The following is an 18,735-nucleotide window of genomic DNA, read 5'->3' as shown; positions in this document are numbered from 1 at the left end:
CGCATGCGCAAGATACTCGTCGTCGGAGCCGGCCAGTCCGGCCTCCAGCTCTCCCTCGGACTCCAGGCGAAGGGGTACGAGGTCACCCTCATGTCCAACCGGACCGCGGACGAGATCCGCACCGGGCGGGTGATGTCCACGCAGTGCATGTTCGACACGGCCCTCCAGCACGAGCGCGACCTGAAGATCAACTTCTGGGAGCAGCAGGCGCCGAAGATCGAGGGCCTCGGCGTGTCCGTCGCCGCCCCCGACGCCGGCCGCGCCGTCGACTGGCTCGGCCGCCTCAAGGGCCACGCGCAGTCCGTCGACCAGCGCGTGAAGATGGCGGGCTGGCTCGACGCCTTCGCCCAGCGCGGCGGGCAGCTGGTCGTCCACGGCGCCTCGGTCGCCGACCTGGACTACTTCTCCCGTACGTACGACCTGGTGCTGGTCGCCGCCGGCAAGGGCGAGCTGGTGTCGATGTTCGAGCGGGACGCGGCGCGCTCCCCGTACGACGCCCCGCAGCGCGCGCTGGCGGTCTCGTACGTGCACGGGCTCGGCCCGCGCCCCGAGCACCCGGAGACCGAGGCCGTCCGCTGCAACCTGGTCCCGGGCGTCGGCGAGCTGTTCGTCATGCCGACCCTCACCACCTCGGGGCGTGCGGACATCCTGTTCTGGGAGGGCGTCCCGGGCGGTCCGCTGGACGTCTTCAACGGCGTCAAGGACCCGGCCGAGCACCTGGCGCTCACGCTGGAGCTGATGCAGAAGTTCACGCCGTGGGAGTACGCGCGGGCGACCGAGGTGGAGCTCACGGACGCGGGCGCCACCCTCGCGGGCCGCTACGCGCCGGTGGTCCGCAAGCCGATCGGCCGGCTCCCGGGCGGCGGGCTCGTCCTCGGTGTCGCGGACGTGGTCGTCGCCAACGACCCGATCACCGGACAGGGCTCGAACTCCGCCGCCAAGTGCGCGGCCTCGTACCTCTCCTCGATCCTGATGCACGGCGACAGCCCGTTCGACGAGGCGTGGATGAAGGCGACCTTCGACAAGTACTGGTTCACCACGGGCAAGCCGGTGACCCAGTGGACGAACGCGATGCTGGGCGTGCCGCCGGAGCACGTGCTGAACCTGATCGGCGCGGCCGGGCAGCTCCAGCCGGTGGCGGATCGATTCGCCAACGGCTTCGACAACCCGGCCGACTTCGACGCGTACTTCTACGACCCCGAGGACGCGGCGGACTACCTGGCGGAGGCCGCGGCGTCCGTGTCGGGTTCCTCGGCTTAGGAATCGGCTTCGGATTCGGCTTCCGCGGCGTGGGGGGCTTCCTCGGAGGAGTAGCCGGTGTCGTCGTCCCCCGCGGCCGTGCCCGCCGTGTCCGTCGTGTCCCCCGCGCTCGCCTCGGGCAGGGGCGGGGGAGTGAACCGCGGGAGCGGGGTGCCGGCGGGGTCCGGGCGTACGGCACCGAGGAGCGGATTGGCGGCGAGGGGCGAGACCTTGACCCGGGCGCCCGGGCGGGGCGCCTGGATCACCTTGCCCTCGCCCACGTACAGGGCGACGTGGGTGGCCTTGGGGAAGTAGACCACCAGGTCCCCGGGGCGCAGCCGGTCCAGCGGCACCTTCGGCAGCCGCGCCCACTGCTCCTGGCTGGTCCGCGGAATGCTGCGGCCGGCGTGCGCCCAGGCCTGCGAGGTCAGCCCGGAGCAGTCGAAGGACGTCGGCCCCTCGGCGCCCCAGACGTACGGCTTGCCGATCTGGGCCGCCGCGTAGGTGAGGGCCGCGCCGCCGGCGGCCGTGGGCGTACCGGTGCGGGTGGGGAGCCGGCCGGAGTCCACCAGCGCGCGCTGCGCGGCGGCGGTGTCCTCGGCCTCGCGGGCGCCGAGCCGGGCGAGCTGCTCGGCGGTGAGCGAGGCCAGCACCCGCTCCACCTCCTTGAGCTGGAGGCTCACCTCGTCCTTGTGCCGCTTCTGCTGCGCGGCCAGGGTCTGCTGGGAGTCGAGGGCCTTGCGGGCCCGCGCGGCGAGCGCGCCGGCCTCCTTCTCGCCGCGCGTGAGCCGGTTGAGTACGCCGGCCCGGCGGGCGCCCTCACGGGCGGCGAGGCGGCGCTGGTCCAGGGCGGCCTGGGGGTCTTCGGCGAGCAGTATCCGGGCGTACGGGGAGAAGCCGCGGCTGCCCTGGTACTGCTCCCGGGCCAACTGCCCGAGGACGGCCTTCTCGGATCCGAGGGCGGTACGGGCCTTGCCGAGCTCGGCGGCGAGCCGCCGCTCCTCGCTCTGCCGGGACGTGAGCGCCTCCTCGGTGGCGTTGTAGGCCTCGGAGGCCTCCTCGGCCTTCTGGTAGAGGCCCTGGAGGCGGGTGAGGAGGACGCCGACGTTTTCCGCGGGTGCGGGTGCGGGTGCGGGTGCGGGTGCGGGTGCCGCGGGTTCGGCGTGGACGCCGGGGGCGGACGCGGTCATGAGCAGCACCGCGGCGATACAGGCGGCACGAAGCGGCCGATGTGACATGTGATCACCTCCGAGACGGCCGATGCTGCCACGCCCGGTATGACAAATCGCCCAACGGAGCGGCGGGGCTGGCGGGGGTCACTCGGATGGGGGCAGACGGTCGGGCGGGGGCTTTGGGGATCGGGGCGGCGGCCGTCACCACCTCCGGGCTCGCGGCCGCCGCGGCGGGTCTCGCGCTGCTCGCGCTCACCGGTCTGGCACCGCACACCCTGTACGCGTACGGGGTCTGGTACCGCACACCCTGTACGCGTACGGGGTCTGGTACCGCACACCCCGTACGCGTACGGGGTCTGGCACCGCGCACCCCGTACGCGTACGGGGTCTGGCACCGCGCACCCCGTACGCGTACGGACTTCTCACGGCAGCCGCGGTCACCGCGGACGTGACCCGCTTGAAGGGCGCGGTGCCGCTGGGGCGGATCTCCTCCACCGCCGAGGTCGCGGCAGCGGTGCTGTATCCGGCCTCGCCGGATGCCGCTTCCATGGTGGGCAGCGACCTGGTCGTCGACGGCGGGGCCGCTGCCTGACCGGGAGCGCCGTACGCCGTCACCCTCCGGCCGGGGTGAGGCCGGTAGTCGGCTCGGTCGGAGCCCCGGCACCCTCTCTTGTGCCGCCGCGTCAGCCGTGCAGTAGGAGGGCCTTGGCGGCGGTGAACTCCTCGGGCGTCAGGAGGCCCTCCCGGGCCAGGTCGGCCAGTTGGGTGAGCTCCGCCACCAGGTGGGCCGGGGCTACGGCCTCGCCCGTGTGCGGGTGCTCCGGGGGGTGGGCGTCCTGGGGGAGGGGGGCCGGTGGTTCCGCCGGCTCCGGTTCCGCCGGCTCCGGTTCGGCCGGCTCTGCTTTCCTCAGCTCCCGGTCCCGGTCCCGGTCCGGCTTCGCCGGTGGGGGTGGTTCCGGCCGGGATTCCGCCGCCTGGACCGCCCGGGCCAGCAGGCCCCGGCGGGGTGGCTCTCCCGGGTGCACCGCGCCCGCCGTGGACTCCGCCGCGCCCGCCGCCCGGGCCAGCAGGCCTTGCAGCAAGGGGTGGCCCGCCGGGCGCTGGGCTCCGTGGACCGTTACTCCGACCGGCCGGATGAACATCAGGCCACCCCCGCCCGGGGGTCCGCAGGGATCCGGTCCGCCGGGATGCGGACCGAGCCCACGATCCGGCCGCCCGCCGCCCGTACGGCGATCGCCGCGTCCTCGGCCCACACGTGCTCGACCACCAGCAGCAGCGCGCAGCTGCCGCGCTCCAGCAGCTCCGCCGCCTCCTTCACGTCCTCCGCGCCGATCAGCCGCACCGCGTCCCGGCCCGTCAGCAGGCCCCGTAGCTCCAGGAACTCGTCGAACTCCGCCGCCCGCACCTCCCCGCCCGCGGTCCGCGTCGCCACCAGCCCGTCGATCAGCCGGACCACCCCGGTCTTCCTCAGTCCCATCACGGCCTCGACCGCCGGCACCCGAAGCTGCTCTTCCGGGAAGGCGAGGACGATGAATTCCACAGGTCCCATAAGGTTCGGCTCCTGATTCCGACCGTTTGTGACGACTCTTCGGCACACTATGGCATAAGCGGACATATCATCCCCCTGCTTGCTACGTTTCCCTCCATGAGCGCTCTGACGGCGAAGGTGGCGGAGCCCGCCCCGCCACCACCCCCCGACGCCCGCGCCCCCAAGCGCCGCGGGGTCGAGCTGACCCTCCTCGCCGGCGCCGTCCTCATCTCCGTCCTCGGCCACCTCTCCGTCGGCCTCGCGACCGCCGGCCACATCCCGCCCTCCGCCGCCCGCTACGCCGCCGGCCTCGCCATCGCCGCGCTGCTCGCGCACCTCGCCGTCCGCCTCGGGGCCCCGTACGCCGACCCGCTCGTACTGCCGATCGCCTTCCTCCTCAACGGCCTCGGCCTCGTCCTCATCCAGCGCCTCGACGCGACCACCCCGGCCCGCCTCACCGCCGGGAGCCAACTCCTGTGGTCCGGCCTGGGGATGGCCCTCTTCGTGCTCGTCGTCGCCGTGCTGCGCGACCACCGCGCGCTCCAGCGCTACGCGTACCTCTCCGTCGCCGCCGCCCTGCTGCTGATGCTCATCCCCGTCTTCTTTCCGGCGGTCAACGGCGCGCACATCTGGATCCGGTTCGCCGGACTGTCCTTCCAGCCGGGCGAGTTCGCCAAGATCCTGCTGGCCGTCTTCTTCGCCGCCTACCTCGCCGCGAACCGCACCGCCCTCGCCCTCACCGGACGCCGGCTCTTCTGGAAGCTGCGCCTGCTGCCCGGCCGCGTCCTCGGCCCGATCCTCACGATCTGGCTGCTCAGCGTCGGGGTGCTGGTCCTGGAGCGGGACCTGGGCACCTCGCTGCTGTTCTTCGGGCTGTTCGTGATCATGCTGTTCACCGCCACCGGGCGGATCGGGTGGATCGCGATCGGCCTGCTCCTGGCCGGGGTGGGCGCGTACGCCGTCGGGACCTTCGAGCCGCACGTGCACAGCCGCGTGGACGACTGGCTGAATCCTTTGGCCTCCATCGAGCGCGGGGAGGGCCCCGGCCAGCTCGCCCAGTCCCTCTTCGCCTTCGGCGCCGGCGGCCTGCTCGGCGCCGGCCTCGGCCAGGGCCAGTCCTTCCTCATCGGCTTCGCCGCCAAATCGGACTTCGTCCTCGCCACCGCCGGCGAGGAGCTCGGCCTCGCCGGCCTCGCCGCGATCCTGCTCCTCTACGGGCTCCTCGTCGCCCGGGGCTTCCGCGCCGGGCTCGCGCTGCGCGACCCCTTCGGCCGGCTGCTCGCCACCGGCCTCGCCTCGATCGTCGCGCTCCAGGTGTTCGTCATCGCCGGCGGCGTCACCGGGCTGATCCCGCTCACCGGCATGGCCATGCCCTTCCTCGCCCAGGGCGGCTCCTCCGTCGTCACCAACTGGATCATCGTCGCGCTGCTGGTCCGGCTCAGCGACAGCGCCCGCAGGCCCGAACCGGAGCCGCAGGAGGCCGCCGCGTGATCCGCTACATCCGCTGGTGCGCGTACTTCTGCGCCGCCCTGCTCGTCGCCCTGCTCGTCAACACCGCCCGCGTGCAGCTCTGGGAATCCGCCGCCTACGGTGCGAACCCGGCCAACAAGCGCCCCGCCATCGAGCGGTACGCCGAGCCGCGCGGCGACATCCTGGTCGAAGGCCGGCCCGTCACCGGCTCCCGCGACAGCGGCCAACTCCTGCGCTACGAGCGCACGTACAAGAACGGCCCGCTCTACGCGCCCGTCACCGGCTACTCCTCCCAGACGTACGGGACCAGCTCCATCGAGCGCGCCGAGGACGCGATCCTGTCCGGCACGGACCCCGGGCTGTCCGCCTTCCCGCTCTGGTACGAACTCTCCCGCGGCCGCCCGGCCGGCGGGAACGCCGCCACCACCATCCGGGCGGGCGTGCAGCGGGCCGCGTACACCGGGCTGGCGGGCAAGCGGGGCGCGGTGGCCGCCCTCGAGCCGGCCACCGGGAAGATCCTCGCGCTGGTCAGCAGCCCCTCGTACGATCCCGGCGAGCTCTCCGGTACGGGGACGCGGGTCAAGGAGGCCTGGGCGCGGCTGAACGCGGACCCCGCCAAGCCGATGCTCAACCGGGCGCTGCGCGAGACCTACCCGCCCGGCTCCACCTTCAAGATCGTGACCGCGGCGGCCGCCCTCGACGCGGGCGTGGTCACCGATGTGGACGCGCCGACCGAGACCCCCGACCCCTACCCGCTGCCCGGGACCAGCACCCTGCTGCCGAACGCGGCCACGGGCTGCCAGGACGCCTCGATGGCGGAGGCGGTGCAGTGGTCCTGCAACACGGTGATGGCGAAGATCGGGGTGCGGGTCGGGCTGCGCGGGATGGTGGAGGCGGCGCAGCGGTTCGGTTTCAACGACGACGGGCTGCGGGTGCCGGCGTGGGTGTCACGGTCGAACTTCGACACCGACATGAGCCAGGACCAGCTGGCGCTGTCCTCGATCGGCCAGTTCAACACCAAGGCCACGCCGCTCCAGATGGCGATGGTCGCGGCGGCGGTCGCCAACGGCGGGGAGCTGAAGGCCCCCTACCTGGTGGACCGCACCACGCAGGACGACGGCTCCCCGGTCCGGCGCGGCGTCCAGCGCAGCCTGGGCTGGGCCATGAGCCCGGCCACCGCCCTGCGGCTCCAAGAGCTGATGGAGAAGGTGGTGGAGAACGGGACGGGGAAGAACGCGGCCATCCCGGGCGCGGTGGTCGGCGGCAAGACCGGCACCGCGCAGCACGGGGTCGGCAACGCGGGTACCCCGTACGCCTGGTTCATCTCCTGGGCCAAGGCGGAGGGCGCTCCGCTGCCGGCGGTCGCGGTGGCGGTGGTGGTCGAGGACGCGGCGGCGGACCGCGGGGACATCAGCGGAAACCTGGCGGCTGCGCCGATCGCCCGGGCGGTGATGGAGGCGGCGCTGCCCGGCGGGTGACCGGGCCGGGCCCCGACCCCGCACCTCCGCCCGGCCGTACCTCCGCCCGGCCGCACCTCCGCCCGGCCGCGCGGGGCCCTGCCTTGGCCCCCCGCCTCCGCCCGGCCGCGCGGGGCCCTGCCTTGGCCCCCCGCCTCCGCCCGGGGCCCTGCCGTGGCCCCGGGCCTCCGCGCGGGGCCCTGCCTTGGCCCCGGGCCTCCGCGCGGGGCCCTGCCTTGGCCCCGGGCCTCCGCGCGGGGCCCTGCCTTGGCCCCCGTGCCTCCGCCCGGGGCTCCAACCGGGCCCCCGCCTCAAACGCCGGCGAGGCTGGGTGGGGCTCGCCCGGTCCCCCTGCTGGGGGGGCTCGGCGGTGTCCCTGGCGGGGGCTTCCGGAGGGCGGGCCGGCGCCGGGGCCGGGGTGGGGTGCCGTCCGGGACTCATGATTTATGGCGCCCTGGCGGGATCGGCTTGTACGGGCCGCGTGCGCGCCACACATCACGTTTTACGTCCCGGACAACACCCCACCCCGTCCCCGCCCCCGGCCAAACCGTCCGGCCCCCCGGCAAACCGCCCGGCAAACCGCCCGGCCCCGCCCGGCAAACCGCCCGGCCCGGACAAAATCCGGCCTCGGCCGATCACGTCAGGCCCTGGCCGGGCGAATTCCAGCCCCGCCGGCATTTGAGGCGCGGGGTACGGGGCGGAGCCCCGGATCTTTGAGCCGCACCTACCCACCCAGTCACACCGGGCACAGCCGGCCACACCGGGCGAAATCCAGCCCCGCCGGCGTTTGAGGCGCGGGGTGCGGGGCGGAGCCCCGGATCTTTGAGCCGCACCTACCCAGGCACACCGGGCACATCCAGCCCGGCGCGGGGGCCCGGGGGCGGAGCCCACCCCGCGGCGGAGCCGCACATGCAGTACTGCCGGGAAGGGGCGGGGCGGGCGGCACCCCGCGCAAAGGGGCGGTCAGGCGAGGCCGCCCTCGGCAATGGCGGCCCGGACCTCAGCCACCCGCTCCGACTCCTCCGCCGCAAACCGCTCCCGATCAAGCGCCTCCGCAATCTCCTCGTCCTGGCTCATCAGCAGGTCCAGACTGGAGTCCCCCATCTCGAAGACGCCCATCTCCAGGTACGCCTTCTGCAGCCGCTCCCCCCACAGCCCGATGTCCTTCACGCACGGCACGATCCGGCTGAACAGCAGCTTCCGGAAAAGGTGCAGGAACTCCGACTGCTCGCTGAACTGCTCCGCCTCCTTCTTCGGTATGCCGAAGTTCTCCAGCACCTCCACCCCGCGCAGCCGGTCCCGCATGAGGTAGCAGCCCTCGATCACGAACTCCTCCCGCTCCCGCAGCTCGGCGTCCGTCAACTGCCGGTAGTAGTCCCGCAGCGCCATCCTCCCGAACGCCACGTGCCGCGCCTCGTCCTGCATCACGTACGCCAGGATCTGCTTCGGCAGCGGCTTGTCCGTCGTATCGCGGATCATGCCGAAGGCGGCCAGCGCCAGCCCCTCGATCAGCACCTGCATGCCCAGGTACGGCATGTCCCAGCGCGAGTCGCGCAGGGTGTCGCCCAGCAGCTCCTGGAGGCTGTCGTTGACCGGGTAGAGCATCCCGACCTTCTCGTGCAGGAAGCGCCCGAAGATCTCCGCGTGCCGGGCCTCGTCCATGGTCTGGGTGGCGGAGTAGAACTTCGCGTCCAGGTCCGGCACCGACTCCACGATGCGCGCCGCGCACACCATCGCGCCCTGTTCGCCGTGCAGGAACTGGCTGAACTGCCAGGCGCTGTAGTGCCGGCGCAGCTCGCCCTTGTCCTTCTCGGTGAGCTTGGCCCAGTGCCGCGTCCCGTACAGCGTCAGCACCTCGTCCGGGGTGCCCAGCGGATCGTACGGGTCCACCTCGATGTCCCAGTCGATGCGCTTGGCACCGTCCCACTGCTTGTCCTTGCCCTTCTGGTAGAGCGCGAGGAGCCGCTCGCGGCCCCCGTCGTACTCCCAGCTGAAGCGGGCCGAACCGGAGGCGGGGATCTGCCAGACGCCCTCGCCCGGGTCCTTGGTGTAGAGCTCGTGCGTCGACACGGACGCCTCCTCGTCTCACGTACCGCCGTGCAGGACTGGACAGTTGGCAGCGTCACACGTTGGTAGACGCGGGGTCAACAAGTCGTGCGCGGGGGATTGACGACCTTGCTGACAGGCAGTCTCATAAGCAGTGACCGCCGGCAACCCAATGAGCGAGGTATCCCAAGCCATGACGACCGCGACCGATCGAACCGCGCTGAGGGACGCACTCGGCCTGCTCAAGGACCGCGAGCAGATCGCCGAACGGCTGCTCGAATCCTCCGCCAAACACTCCTTCGACCCCGACAAGGAACTCGACTGGGACGCCCCGGCGATCGAGGGCAAGTACTACTGGCCGCCGGAACTGCTCTCCCTCTACGACACCCCGCTGTGGAAGAAGATGGGGGAGGAGCAGCGCATCGACCTCTCCCGCCACGAGGCGGCGGCGCTCGGCTCGCTCGGTATCTGGTTCGAGATCATCCTCATGCAGCTCCTGGTCCGGCACATCTACGACAAGTCCCTGACCAGCAACCACGTGCGCTACGCCCTCACCGAGATCGCCGACGAGTGCCGCCACTCGATGATGTTCGCCCGCATGATCCAGAAGGCCGGCGCCCCCGCCTACCCGGTCTCCCGCGTCAACCACAACCTCGCCCGCGTCCTCAAGACGATCTCCACCACCCCCGGCTCCTTCGCCTGCACCCTCCTCGGCGAGGAGATCCTCGACTGGATGCAGCGCCTGACCTTCCCGGACGAGCGCGTCCAGCCCCTCGTCCGCGGCGTGACCCGGATCCACGTCATCGAGGAGGCGCGCCACGTCCGGTACGCCCGCGAGGAACTGCGCCGCCAGATGCTGACGGCCCCGCGCTGGGAACAGGAACTCACCAGGATCAGCTGCGGCGAGGCCGCCCGCGTCTTCTCGCTCGCCTTCGTCAATCCGACGGTCTACGAGAACATCGGCCTGGACCGGCGCGAGGCCGTCGCCCAGGTCAAGGCGAGCGGGCACCGGCGCGAGGTCATGCAGACCGGCGCCAAGCGGCTCACCGACTTCCTCGACGACATCGGCATACTGCGCGGAGCCGGCCGCAGGCTGTGGAAGAGCTCGGGGCTCCTCGCGTAGGCCGTCTCCTTCGGATCTCGCCGGCCGAGCCCGCGGTGTCCGGGGCCCTGCATGGCACGGCGGAGGGGCGCCCGCGCACTGGCTGCACTCGGGCGCCCCGACAACGCGACCGGGTGTGGTGCCAGGCATCGCGGGCCCGGGGGCACCTCCCAGCACCAGCCGGGGGAGCAAGATCCGAAAGGGACCGCCTTGGGGGTGTCGTCTACGCTGCGGGCATGACCGTACGCGCCTACCGCAGGCTGAGCGTTGAGGAGCGCCGAGCCCAACTCCTCGACGCCGCCCTGTCGCTGTTCGCGCACCGGGCGCCGGAGGAGGTCTCCCTCGACGATGTCGCCGAGGTCGCCGGGGTCTCGCGCCCGCTCGTCTACCGCTACTTCCCGGGCGGCAAGCAGCAGCTCTACGAGGCGGCCCTGCGCTCGGCGGCCGACCTCCTCGAACTGTGCTTCGCCGAGCCGCAGCAGGGCCCCCTGACCCAGCGCCTGACCCGAGCCCTCGACCGCTACCTGGCCTTCGTCGACGAGCACGACGCCGGCTTCGCGGCCCTCCTCCAGGGCGGCAGCGTCGTCGAGACCTCGCGCACGACGGCGACGGTCGACGGCATCCGCCGGGCCGCGGCCGCGCAGATCCTCGTCCACCTGGGGGTCCCCGACCCGGGCCCCCGGCTGCGGATGATGGTCCGTACGTGGATCACCGCGGTCGAGGCGGCGTCCCTCATCTGGATCGACGAGGGCAAGACGCCAGAGGTCGGCTCCCTCCGGGACTGGCTGGTGGACCAGTTCATCGCGCTGCTGACCGCCACCGCGGCCACGGACCCGGAAACCGCCGAGGCCGCCCGCGCCGCACTCGCCCTGGAAGCGGCGGACGGGCCGGTCGGGGTCCTGGCCCGGCGCGTGATCCCGGTGGTCTCCGAGGCGGCCCACCTGCTGTGACACTGGTGGGGTGAGAAGCCAACCCACCCCCTTCGAGGGCGGCCCGATGGACGGCCGGGTCCTCCCGATCCTCCTCGGCCCGACCGGCCACCCGCCGAAGTGGTACGAGATCCCGGTCCCGGCGCCCGACGGGGGGCCACCGACGGTGCTGCTCTACGAGCGGGTGCCGGCGGGCTACTCGAAGCGGCTGGGCCTCCAGCAGGGCTGGAAGTACCGCCACGTCCCGACGGGCCGCAAACCGAAGCCCCGCTGGCCCTGGACGAAGCCGCCCCGCCCCTGACCCCGGGTCCCGCTGCACGGAGCCATTCCCCCACCCCGCCCTTTCCCGAACCGTGGCCTCCGCCCCCAGACCCCCACGCCTCAAGCGCCGACGGGGCTGGATCCCGGGCTCCGCCCCCGTACCCCGCTCCTCCTGGATTTTGCCCTGCCGGCGCCGGCCCCGCGAAGCTCGCCCGCCAGGGCACTACCGAGGGGGCCGGGCGGAGGCCGACCCAGCCTCGTCGGCGTTTGAGGCGCGGGGTCCGGGGCGGCCGGCAGGCCGCTGCCCTACGCGGCCGGGCGCGCCGCGCCCCTTTACCCGCGGCCGCGCGTCAGCCCTCGGTACGCCCGCGCCGCAGCATCGCAAAGCCCAGCCCGGCGGCGCCGACGGCCGCGATGCCGCCGCCCGCGGCGAGCAGCAGGATGCCGTCCCCCGGCCCGTCGGCCAGCGTTTTCAGGCGCTGCACGTCGGCCGGGCCCTCGGCGGCCGTACGCGTAGGCGTACGCGACTCGCTACCCGCCCCCTTCGGCGCCGAGGCAGGCATGATGTGGCCGCTGCGCGTGCCGGTCTTGTGGCCGTCCCCCGCGACCCCGTGGGCAGCGCCCGGCGCGGAGGTGTCGCCGACCCAAGTCGTCAGCCGCCCGCCGGCGTCGAGCGCGGCGTGCAGATCCCCGGCGTCGCCGACGGAGGTGGCGCCGTCACGACTGGTCAGCGTGATGGCCTTGTCACCCTCGGCGGTGAGGATGTCGGCCTGGTACGCGTCCTTGGCGACCCGGTAGACCTTCGCGGTGGAGACGCCGTCGGCGAGCGAGAGGCTCCTGACCAGCGTCCGCTGCGGGGCGGCGGAGTGCGCGGACGAGGCCGCCGGCACCCCCTCGGCCAGAGCGGCGGCGGTGGGCAGCGCCAGCAGACTTCCGGCGCATGCGGTCACGGCGGCGGCGCGAACGAGAGTGCGGCGGCTGACGGTGCTCACGGGAAGCCCTTCGGTCTGTTGGTCGGGCCCTGGCGTGTCCAGGGGTGTACAGGGGTGTCCAGGCGGGTCAAACGTATGCGTCTGCCGTTGCGGCAGAGCCCCGTTCATGTAACAGCGGTGTCGCAGGGTGCCGTCGGAGTCGTTACACACCCGGGGGATTGCCGTGTGGCGCCGGGGCTGCTCCCATGGACGGCGGGGGTGAGGGCCATGAGGGGACTCAAGGTGCTGCCGAGCGGCCGGCCCGGCCGCGGCCGGCTGTACGTCAACCTGCCCGACGGGCAGGCGGTGGCGTGGTACGACCGGCAGGCGAACCGCATCAGCGTCCTCGCGGACGATCACCGCGAGGCGATCCTGAGGGTGCTGCGCCCGTACCTGAGCGGAACGGTCGCCATCGGCCCGCCGCCCGTCCCCACGGCGGCCGACCTGGTCGGCCTCGCCATGCCCCCAGACGCGGACCTGGCCCCGAACCGCCCGGGCGAGACCCTGCTGGGCGAACTGGACCACGGCCCCGCGGGCACCCGCGCCCGGCACCGGCTCCGCCAGGACTTGGCGGCCCAGCAGCGGATGGGGGACGCCTTCGACGCCCTGGAGGCGGAGGGCTGGCGGATCCTGCACTGCGTCCCGCTCCCGGGGATGGGCCGCATCGACCACCTGCTGATCGGCCCCGCCGGGGTCTACTGCGTGCGTACGGTCCCGGGCCGCCGCCAGCGCGCCGTGGTCGGCGACCTCCTGCTCACGGTCGGCCGCGCCGAACCCCGCCCGGACCCGCGCTGGATCCGCCGCGCGGCGGCCCGCGCCACTGCGGCCCTGACCACACCCGTCACCCCGGCCCTGGCGCTGGTCGAACCCTCCCGCCTGGAGGTCGCCCCCACGGTCCGCGACATCAGCGTCCTCCAGCCCCTGACAGCCGCCCGAGACCTCACCGCATCCCCGACCACCCTCAAAGCCCCTGACATCGAGGCCCTGTTCACGACGGCCCGCGACCTACGCACCTGGTTTGGGCGTCGGCGTTAGCGACCCGCCCATGCCCTGCCCTATCCAGCCTCGCCGGGGACACTTCCAGCCTCGCCGGCGTTTGAGGCGTACGGGGCGGAGCCCCGGATCTTTGGGCCGCACGTGCGGTGCTTCGCCGGGCGCATGTCCCGCCTCGCCGGCGTTTGAGGCGCGGGGTGGGGGCGGGGCCCCGGATCTTTGGGCCGCACGTGCGGTGCTTCGCCGGGCGCATGTCCCGCCTCGCCGGCGTTTGAGGCGCGGGGTGGGGGCGGGGCCCCGGATCTTTGAGCCGCACGTGCCGTGCTTCACCCGGCGCATCCAGCCTCGCCGGCGTTTGAGGCGCGGGGTCTGGGGCGGAGCCCCAGGAGGCGCCGCCGCAGCTCGCGCCCGCCCTCAGGCGGAGCTCCGCTTCCGCGCCGGAGCAGCCTTCTTCCCCGCAGCCGCAGCCCCAGCCGTCTTCTTCGAAGCCCCGGAAGCCGACTTCTTCGCCGCCGACTTGGTCGACTTCGCGGCCGCCGCCGCAGTCTTCTTCGTCGCGGCCGACCCCGTCTTCTTCGCAGCCGCCGAAGCCGTCTTCTCCGCGCCCGCCGACGTCGACTTCTTCCCGCCCACCGTCTTCGGTACCGAAGCCGCCGCCCCCGCTCTGGCCTTGCGCCGAATCGGCGTCACCTCCGCCTCCGCCCCCGCCTCCTCCCCGGACCCGAACCCGGACCCGGACCTGGAACCGGCCTCCGAACCGACCTCGGAACCCGCCTCCCCCCGCGAAGCCTTCGCCGCCCGCACGCTCTTCTCCAGCGCCGCCATCAGGTCGATCACCTGCCCCCCGGCCGGCTCCGCCACGGCCTCCGTCGGCTCGAACGCCCCACCCGCCTTCGCCGCGACCATCGCCTCCACGGCATCCCGGTAGTCGTCGTGCAGTGAGGCCATCTCCACCTCCCCCAGCGTGGCCATCAGCGCATCGGCCAGGTCCAGTTCGGCCTCCCGCACCGACACCGACCCCTCCGGCGCCACCCCCTCCGGCGCCCGGATCTCATCCGGCCACAACAGCCCGTGCATCGCGATCACGTCGTCGACGACCCGCAGCATGGCCAGCCGTTCCCGCCCGCGCAGCGCGTACTTCGCGATCGCCACCTTCCGGCTCCGCTTCAGTGCCTCCCGTAGCAACGTGTACGGCTTCGCCGCCGTCGCCCCGTTCGACGCCAGGTAGTACGCCGCGTCCATCTGCAGCGGGTCGATCTCCTCCGCCGGCACGAACGAAACGATCTCGATCGTCTTCGCCGTCGCGATCGGCAGCTGCGCCAGGTCCTCGTCGGTGATCGGCATGATCGACCCGTCGGCCTCCTCGTACCCCTTGCCGATCTCGGCGGTCGACAGCTCTTCGCCGTCCATCTCGCACACCTTGCGGTAGCGGACCCGCCCGCCGTCGGCGAGGTGGATCTGGCGGAAGGAGATCGAGTGGTTCTCGGTGGCGTTCACGAGCTTGATCGGAATGCTGACCAAGCCGAAGGAGATCGCCCCGTTCCAAATGGATCGCACGGTTCCTCCTGATTCGTGGCAATCTCATCGTATGACGCCGATCACATTGGTGGAGGGCCGTCGCATCGCGCTCAGCAATCTCGACAAGGTCCTGTATCCGGAGACCGGCTTCACCAAGGGCGAGGTGCTCCACTACTACGCCACCGTCGCGGTCCCGTTCCTCGCCCACATCCACAACCGGCCGCTGTCCTTCCTGCGCTATCCCGACGGCCCGGACGGCCAGCTCTTCTTCACCAAGAATCCGCCGCCCGGCACACCCGCCTGGGTGAAGACCACCCCGGTGCCCCGCTCCGAGGACCTCTCCGCCGAACAGGTGGTCGTCGCGGACATGCCCTCCCTCATGTGGGCCGCCAACCTCGTCGTGGAGTTCCACACCCCCCAGTGGCCCGCCGGCAGCCCGGCCGTGGCCGACCGGATGATCCTCGACCTCGACCCCGGCCCGCCCGCCACCGTCGTCGAGTGCTGCGCCGCCGCGCTCTGGCTGCGCGACCGGCTCGCCGCCGACGGCCTGCACGCGTACGCCAAGACCTCCGGCTCCAAGGGCATGCACCTGGCCGTACCGCTCGAACCGGTCCCCTCCGAGCAGGTGTCGGCGTACGCGAAGCAGCTCGCCCAGGAGGCCGAGCGCGAGCTCCCCGACCTGGTCGTGCACCGGATGGCCAAGGCCCTGCGCCCCGGCAAGGTCCTCGTGGACCACAGCCAGAACGCCGCCGCCAAGACCACCGCCGCCCCCTACACGCTGCGCGCGCGGGCCCGCCCGTCCGTGTCCGCGCCGGTGTCCTGGGAGGAGGTCGAGGCCTGCGGCAGCCCCGCCGACCTGGCCTTCCTCGCCGACGACATCGCGCCGCGCCTGGCCCGTGACGGGGACCTCTTCGGCCCGCTGACCGACCTCGACAGGGCCGGGAGGCTGCCCCGACTGCGCGGAGCCCGGTCGTGATCCGCGTCGCGCTGGCCGCCGCCGTACGCACCCTGCCGCGGGGGGCGGGACTGGCGTACGAGCCGAAGTTCGACGGTCACCGGATGGTCGTGGTGCGCTCGGAGGCCGACGTGGCGCTCCAGGCCCGCTCCGGCCGGATCGTGACCAGCGCGTTCCCCGATCTCGCGGCGGCCGCACTGCAATTGCCTGCCGGGACGGTCCTCGACGGCGAGGTGGTGGTGTGGCACGAAGGCCGTACGGACTTCGCCCTCGTGCAGAGGCGGGCGGCGGCCACGCCCGCGCGGGCCACCGTGCTGGCGCAGAGCCTGCCGGCCTCGTACGCCGCCTTCGACGTGCTGGAACTGGCCGGGCTCGACCTTCGCGGGCGCCCGTACGAGCGCCGCCGGGCCCTCCTCGTGGACCTGCTGCTGCCGCTGGGGCCGCCCTTGCAGCCGGTGCCGATGACGACCGACCCGGAGCTGGCCGCCACCTGGTACGAGACCCTGCCCGCCAGCGGCATCGAGGGGCTGGTCGTCAAGCGGCTGGACCAGGCCTACCCGGCCGGGCGGCGCGGCTGGCAGAAGCTGCGGCACACGGACGTGCGCGACGCGGCGGTGGTCGGCTACACCGGTACCCCGCGCCGGCCGCTGGCCCTGGTCCTCGTCCTGCCGGTCGGGGACGAGACGCCGCTGGTGTCGAGCCCTCTGTCGGCGGCACTGCGCGCGGAGGTGGCGGGGATCGTGGCCTCCCGGGCGGCGGCCACGGCCCAGGAAGCCACGGCTGCGGCTGCGCCCACGGGCACGGCAACGGCCACCGCGACCGCGATCGGGCTCGGCGAGGTCACCTTCCGGCCCCTGGACCCGCCGCTCGCGGCGGAGGTCCGGCACACGTCGGCCCGGCACCCGCCGCCGGAGGTGCTCCGTCTGCGAACGGACCTCTGACCCGCGCGGGAGGCGCGGGCCAGAGGCCGGTGTTCAGGAGCGGGGGCAGCCGCGGAAGCCGATGCGCAGGCACTGCAGGGAGTCCAGGCAGCGCAGCAGCGCAGCAGGGGCAGTGTCAGGAGTGCGCACCGCGCCCCGCGTCGGGGGGAGCGCCGGGCTGGGGATGCGGACCCGGCCCCTCCACGGGCTCGTAGCCGGCCTCCCGTTCGGCCCTGACCTCCTCCGGATGGCTGGAGGTGGTGGATCCGAAGTTTCCGTAGCCCTGCATTTCGTGCGGCCGCAGGCCGCCCTCGGGGATCTCCACCGGGTCCCGCTCCTCGCGGACCTCGTGGACCGCGCCGCCGTTCGGCAGGTGGGGCTGGCTCTCGGGGGTGGGGGGCGGCGGCTCCTTGGCCCTGACTCGCTGGCCCAGCTTGAAGCCGCCCAGCAGGATGCCGACGACGGCGAATCCGACGACGATGAACCACACGATGTCGGTCAGGATCGGGTCCACGCTCAGGATCATGTCCATACACACCATTTTCGCGCACTTCGGTACGGTATGCGCATTTCGGGGCCCGCTACTTTGCCGCAACCGGGGTACACGCACAGGGGCACCGGGCACTCGAACGGTCAAGGAGGCCGGCCATGACGCCCCGCGGATCTTCACCCAAGCGTGAACGCCAGTACGAACACATCAAGGAGAGCGCCGAGCAGCGCGGCGAGTCCGAGGACCGGGCCAAGGAGATCGCCGCCCGGACGGTCAACAAGGAGCGCGCCCGGGCGGGCGAGTCCAAGACCGCGAGCAAGGAGTCCCTGGAGGACATGTCCTCGTCCCGGCGCGGAGGCCTGCACTCCCACTCCGGCGCCCAGGGCCCCACGTACGACCAGCTCTACGCGGAGGCCCGCCGCCGCAACGTCCACGGCCGCTCGGACATGAACAAGGCCCAGCTCGAACGCGCCCTGGGCAAGGACGGCGGCTCCTAGGCTCGACCCGAGGCCCCGAGGCCCCGAGGCCCCGAGGCCCCGAGGCCCCGAGGCCCCGAGGCCCCGAGGCCCCGAGGCCCCGAGGGGTTGGAACTGCTGTCTGGTGACTGGGTTTGAGTGTGTTCTGGCGTGGATTAGTGAGTGCCTCGTCCGTGGTGGTGGGTCGATGCCGGGCGGGAACGGAGGTTCTTGCATCGAATGGGTGACCTTTGTTGGGGGTGGTCGTTGGGTGGGGGATGGGTTCTTTCGGTACCGGGGTGGGTGCAGGGGTGGTGGGTGGGTTGCGGGAGTTGTCGGCGCCGTTCGTCGCGCTCGGGCCCACGGGTGTCGCGGTACGGACCCGGCTGAAGGATCTGACGGCTGGGGATGAGGAGGTGCTGGCCCTGGTGGGCGCGCACCTGGGCTCGCTCGCCTCGAAGGACCTCAAGACGCGGTGCGCGGACCGGCTGGGGCACTCCGGCGACACGTGGGCGGTCCGGAAGCGGGAGCTGACGGCGCTGTCGTCGTCGCGGTGGGCCGGGGCGATCACCAAGGCCACCCACGACCAGTGGGCACTCGCCCGGCGCGGCCAGGCAGCGCACGTCCAGAGCCTCGAAGCAGGCGTCAAGACGATCGAGCACCGGCTGTCGCTGCCCGTCGGGGAGAAGGGCAGCAAGCGTGCCCCTGGCGGATACCGGGGCAAGCGGGAGTGGTTCGCCAAGGCCCGCCGCCTGCAGGTGCTTCAAGACCGGCTCGATGCGGTGCGGGCGGACCGCGAAGCCGGGCGGGTCCGAGTCGTACGAGGTGGTAGACGGCTTCTGGGCACCCGTCACCATCTCGCGGCCGCGCAGCTCACCGAACCGCAGTGGCGGGAACGCTGGGAAACCGAACGCTGGTTCCTCCAGGCGGACGGCGAGAGCGGGAAGCGGTTCGGCAACGAGACGGTCCGCGTCACACCCGACGGCGAACTGAGCATCAAGCTCGCCGCCCCGCTCGCCGGGCTGGCGAACGCCGGTCACGGCCGGTATCTCCTCACCTCGCGGGTGCGCTTCGCACACCGGGGACCGGAGTGGGCCGACCGTGTCGAAGCGAACCGGTCGGTGGCCTACCGCATCCACTACGACGTGCAGCGCGGCCGCTGGTACCTGACCGCTTCCTGGCAGTACCCGCCCACCCAGACGATCCCGATCGAGGCCGCACTCGCGCAC

General features: G+C 73.0%; 19 protein-coding genes and 1 pseudogene. 13 read left to right on the top strand and 7 right to left on the bottom strand.

The window, feature by feature from the left end; translation table 11 throughout:
• Window positions 1-3 precede the first annotated feature (3 nt).
• Window positions 4-1,260 carry a styrene monooxygenase/indole monooxygenase family protein gene (locus J7E94_RS29765; RefSeq protein WP_215019910.1) on the top strand — a complete coding sequence of 419 codons (1,257 nt, stop codon included), beginning with the start codon at window positions 4-6 and terminating at the stop codon, window positions 1,258-1,260.
• Here J7E94_RS29765 and J7E94_RS29760 read toward each other — a convergent pair.
• Window positions 1,257-2,477 (bottom strand): C40 family peptidase, encoded by a 1,221-nt coding sequence (locus J7E94_RS29760; protein ID WP_215019909.1) that lies wholly within the window; start codon window positions 2,475-2,477, stop codon window positions 1,257-1,259. The two genes, J7E94_RS29765 and J7E94_RS29760, sit on opposite strands and share 4 nt — an antisense overlap.
• A gap of 86 nt (window positions 2,478-2,563) precedes the next feature.
• Here J7E94_RS29760 and J7E94_RS29755 point away from each other — a divergent pair, with 86 nt between their 5' ends.
• Both J7E94_RS29755 and J7E94_RS29750 read left to right on the top strand, forming a co-directional pair.
• Entirely contained in the window at window positions 2,564-2,863 is a 300-nt protein-coding gene (locus J7E94_RS29755) for a hypothetical protein (RefSeq protein WP_215019908.1), read from the top strand.
• A 17-nt stretch (window positions 2,864-2,880) separates the two neighbouring features.
• Window positions 2,881-3,003 (top strand): annotated as a pseudogene (locus J7E94_RS29750) (SDR family oxidoreductase); the annotation flags it as partial.
• A 91-nt stretch (window positions 3,004-3,094) separates the two neighbouring features.
• Here the strand turns inward: J7E94_RS29750 and J7E94_RS29745 are convergent.
• A complete protein-coding gene (locus J7E94_RS29745) occupies window positions 3,095-3,553 on the bottom strand; it encodes an SHOCT domain-containing protein (protein ID WP_215019907.1) in 459 nt (152 codons plus the stop codon).
• Window positions 3,553-3,960 (bottom strand): DUF6325 family protein, encoded by a 408-nt coding sequence (locus J7E94_RS29740; RefSeq protein WP_215019906.1) that lies wholly within the window; start codon window positions 3,958-3,960, stop codon window positions 3,553-3,555. The genes J7E94_RS29745 and J7E94_RS29740 overlap by 1 nt, the downstream gene beginning before the upstream one ends.
• A 96-nt stretch (window positions 3,961-4,056) precedes the next feature.
• Here J7E94_RS29740 and J7E94_RS29735 point away from each other — a divergent pair, with 96 nt between their 5' ends.
• Together J7E94_RS29735 and J7E94_RS29730 are read left to right on the top strand one after the other, a co-directional pair.
• Window positions 4,057-5,430: an FtsW/RodA/SpoVE family cell cycle protein gene (locus J7E94_RS29735; RefSeq protein ID WP_215019905.1), complete on the top strand. Its 1,374-nt coding sequence runs from the start codon at window positions 4,057-4,059 to the stop codon at window positions 5,428-5,430.
• Window positions 5,427-6,887, top strand: coding sequence for a penicillin-binding transpeptidase domain-containing protein (locus J7E94_RS29730; protein WP_215019904.1), 1,461 nt, complete (start codon window positions 5,427-5,429; stop codon window positions 6,885-6,887). The genes J7E94_RS29735 and J7E94_RS29730 overlap by 4 nt, the downstream gene beginning before the upstream one ends.
• Window positions 6,888-7,829: 942 nt before the next feature.
• Here J7E94_RS29730 and J7E94_RS29725 read toward each other — a convergent pair.
• Window positions 7,830-8,936 (bottom strand): ferritin-like domain-containing protein, encoded by a 1,107-nt coding sequence (locus tag J7E94_RS29725; RefSeq protein ID WP_215019903.1) that lies wholly within the window; start codon window positions 8,934-8,936, stop codon window positions 7,830-7,832.
• Window positions 8,937-9,105: 169 nt separating this feature from the next.
• Here J7E94_RS29725 and J7E94_RS29720 point away from each other — a divergent pair, with 169 nt between their 5' ends.
• From J7E94_RS29720 to J7E94_RS29710, 3 genes are all read left to right on the top strand, one after another.
• Window positions 9,106-10,035, top strand: a complete 930-nt coding sequence (locus J7E94_RS29720; protein WP_215019902.1) for a diiron oxygenase — start codon at window positions 9,106-9,108, stop codon at window positions 10,033-10,035.
• Between the two features lie 215 nt (window positions 10,036-10,250).
• On the top strand, window positions 10,251-10,964 hold the full coding sequence (locus J7E94_RS29715; protein ID WP_215019901.1) for a TetR/AcrR family transcriptional regulator: 714 nt from the start codon (window positions 10,251-10,253) through the stop codon (window positions 10,962-10,964).
• Window positions 10,965-10,974: 10 nt separating this feature from the next.
• Window positions 10,975-11,244: a hypothetical protein gene (locus tag J7E94_RS29710; RefSeq protein ID WP_215019900.1), complete on the top strand. Its 270-nt coding sequence runs from the start codon at window positions 10,975-10,977 to the stop codon at window positions 11,242-11,244.
• Between the two features lie 310 nt (window positions 11,245-11,554).
• On the opposite strand, the gene J7E94_RS29705 is transcribed toward J7E94_RS29710, so the two are convergent.
• Complete coding sequence (locus J7E94_RS29705) at window positions 11,555-12,196, bottom strand: hypothetical protein (protein ID WP_215019899.1); 642 nt, start codon at window positions 12,194-12,196, stop codon at window positions 11,555-11,557.
• A gap of 207 nt (window positions 12,197-12,403) precedes the next feature.
• Between J7E94_RS29705 and J7E94_RS29700 the strand changes: the two genes are divergently transcribed.
• Window positions 12,404-13,210, top strand: a complete 807-nt coding sequence (locus tag J7E94_RS29700; RefSeq protein WP_215019898.1) for a nuclease-related domain-containing protein — start codon at window positions 12,404-12,406, stop codon at window positions 13,208-13,210.
• Between the two features lie 372 nt (window positions 13,211-13,582).
• On the opposite strand, the gene J7E94_RS29695 is transcribed toward J7E94_RS29700, so the two are convergent.
• Window positions 13,583-14,725, bottom strand: coding sequence for a Ku protein (locus tag J7E94_RS29695; protein ID WP_215019897.1), 1,143 nt, complete (start codon window positions 14,723-14,725; stop codon window positions 13,583-13,585).
• 31 nt (window positions 14,726-14,756) lie between these two features.
• On the opposite strand from J7E94_RS29695, the gene ligD reads away from it, so the two are divergent.
• Both ligD and J7E94_RS29685 read left to right on the top strand, forming a co-directional pair.
• Complete coding sequence (gene ligD, locus J7E94_RS29690; protein WP_215019896.1) at window positions 14,757-15,662, top strand: non-homologous end-joining DNA ligase; 906 nt, start codon at window positions 14,757-14,759, stop codon at window positions 15,660-15,662.
• Window positions 15,662-16,582, top strand: coding sequence for an ATP-dependent DNA ligase (locus tag J7E94_RS29685; RefSeq protein WP_215019920.1), 921 nt, complete (start codon window positions 15,662-15,664; stop codon window positions 16,580-16,582). Before ligD ends, J7E94_RS29685 begins: the two co-directional genes overlap by 1 nt.
• A gap of 115 nt (window positions 16,583-16,697) precedes the next feature.
• Here J7E94_RS29685 and J7E94_RS29680 read toward each other — a convergent pair whose 3' ends face one another.
• Window positions 16,698-17,093, bottom strand: coding sequence for a DUF6479 family protein (locus J7E94_RS29680; RefSeq protein WP_215019895.1), 396 nt, complete (start codon window positions 17,091-17,093; stop codon window positions 16,698-16,700).
• 116 nt (window positions 17,094-17,209) lie between these two features.
• On the opposite strand from J7E94_RS29680, the gene J7E94_RS29675 reads away from it, so the two are divergent.
• Both J7E94_RS29675 and J7E94_RS29670 read left to right on the top strand, forming a co-directional pair.
• Entirely contained in the window at window positions 17,210-17,548 is a 339-nt protein-coding gene (locus tag J7E94_RS29675; protein ID WP_215019894.1) for a plasmid stabilization protein, read from the top strand.
• Window positions 17,549-17,820: 272 nt separating this feature from the next.
• On the top strand, window positions 17,821-18,735 hold a 915-nt coding region (locus J7E94_RS29670; RefSeq protein WP_215019893.1), incomplete at its 3' end, for a hypothetical protein.

The sequence above is a fragment of the Streptomyces sp. ISL-94 genome, from assembly GCF_018614075.1.
In the GTDB taxonomy this organism is placed as follows: domain Bacteria; phylum Actinomycetota; class Actinomycetes; order Streptomycetales; family Streptomycetaceae; genus Streptomyces.
The sequence above is the reverse complement of the archived record's forward strand: the minus strand, read 5'-3'. Positions and strand labels throughout refer to the sequence as shown.

Coding starts and splice junctions, on each gene's coding strand:
- J7E94_RS29715 (WP_215019901.1), top strand. CDS start 10,251: ATGACCGTACGCGCCTACCGCAGGCTGAGCGTTGAGGAGCGCCGAGCC.
- J7E94_RS29700 (WP_215019898.1), top strand. CDS start 12,404: ATGAGGGGACTCAAGGTGCTGCCGAGCGGCCGGCCCGGCCGCGGCCGG.
- J7E94_RS29675 (WP_215019894.1), top strand. CDS start 17,210: ATGACGCCCCGCGGATCTTCACCCAAGCGTGAACGCCAGTACGAACAC.
- J7E94_RS29745 (WP_215019907.1), bottom strand. CDS start 3,553: ATGTTCATCCGGCCGGTCGGAGTAACGGTCCACGGAGCCCAGCGCCCG.
- J7E94_RS29720 (WP_215019902.1), top strand. CDS start 9,106: ATGACGACCGCGACCGATCGAACCGCGCTGAGGGACGCACTCGGCCTG.
- J7E94_RS29735 (WP_215019905.1), top strand. CDS start 4,057: ATGAGCGCTCTGACGGCGAAGGTGGCGGAGCCCGCCCCGCCACCACCC.
- J7E94_RS29680 (WP_215019895.1), bottom strand. CDS start 17,093: ATGGACATGATCCTGAGCGTGGACCCGATCCTGACCGACATCGTGTGG.
- J7E94_RS29760 (WP_215019909.1), bottom strand. CDS start 2,477: ATGTCACATCGGCCGCTTCGTGCCGCCTGTATCGCCGCGGTGCTGCTC.
- J7E94_RS29765 (WP_215019910.1), top strand. CDS start 4: ATGCGCAAGATACTCGTCGTCGGAGCCGGCCAGTCCGGCCTCCAGCTC.
- J7E94_RS29740 (WP_215019906.1), bottom strand. CDS start 3,960: ATGGGACCTGTGGAATTCATCGTCCTCGCCTTCCCGGAAGAGCAGCTT.
- ligD (WP_215019896.1), top strand. CDS start 14,757: ATGACGCCGATCACATTGGTGGAGGGCCGTCGCATCGCGCTCAGCAAT.
- J7E94_RS29755 (WP_215019908.1), top strand. CDS start 2,564: ATGGGGGCAGACGGTCGGGCGGGGGCTTTGGGGATCGGGGCGGCGGCC.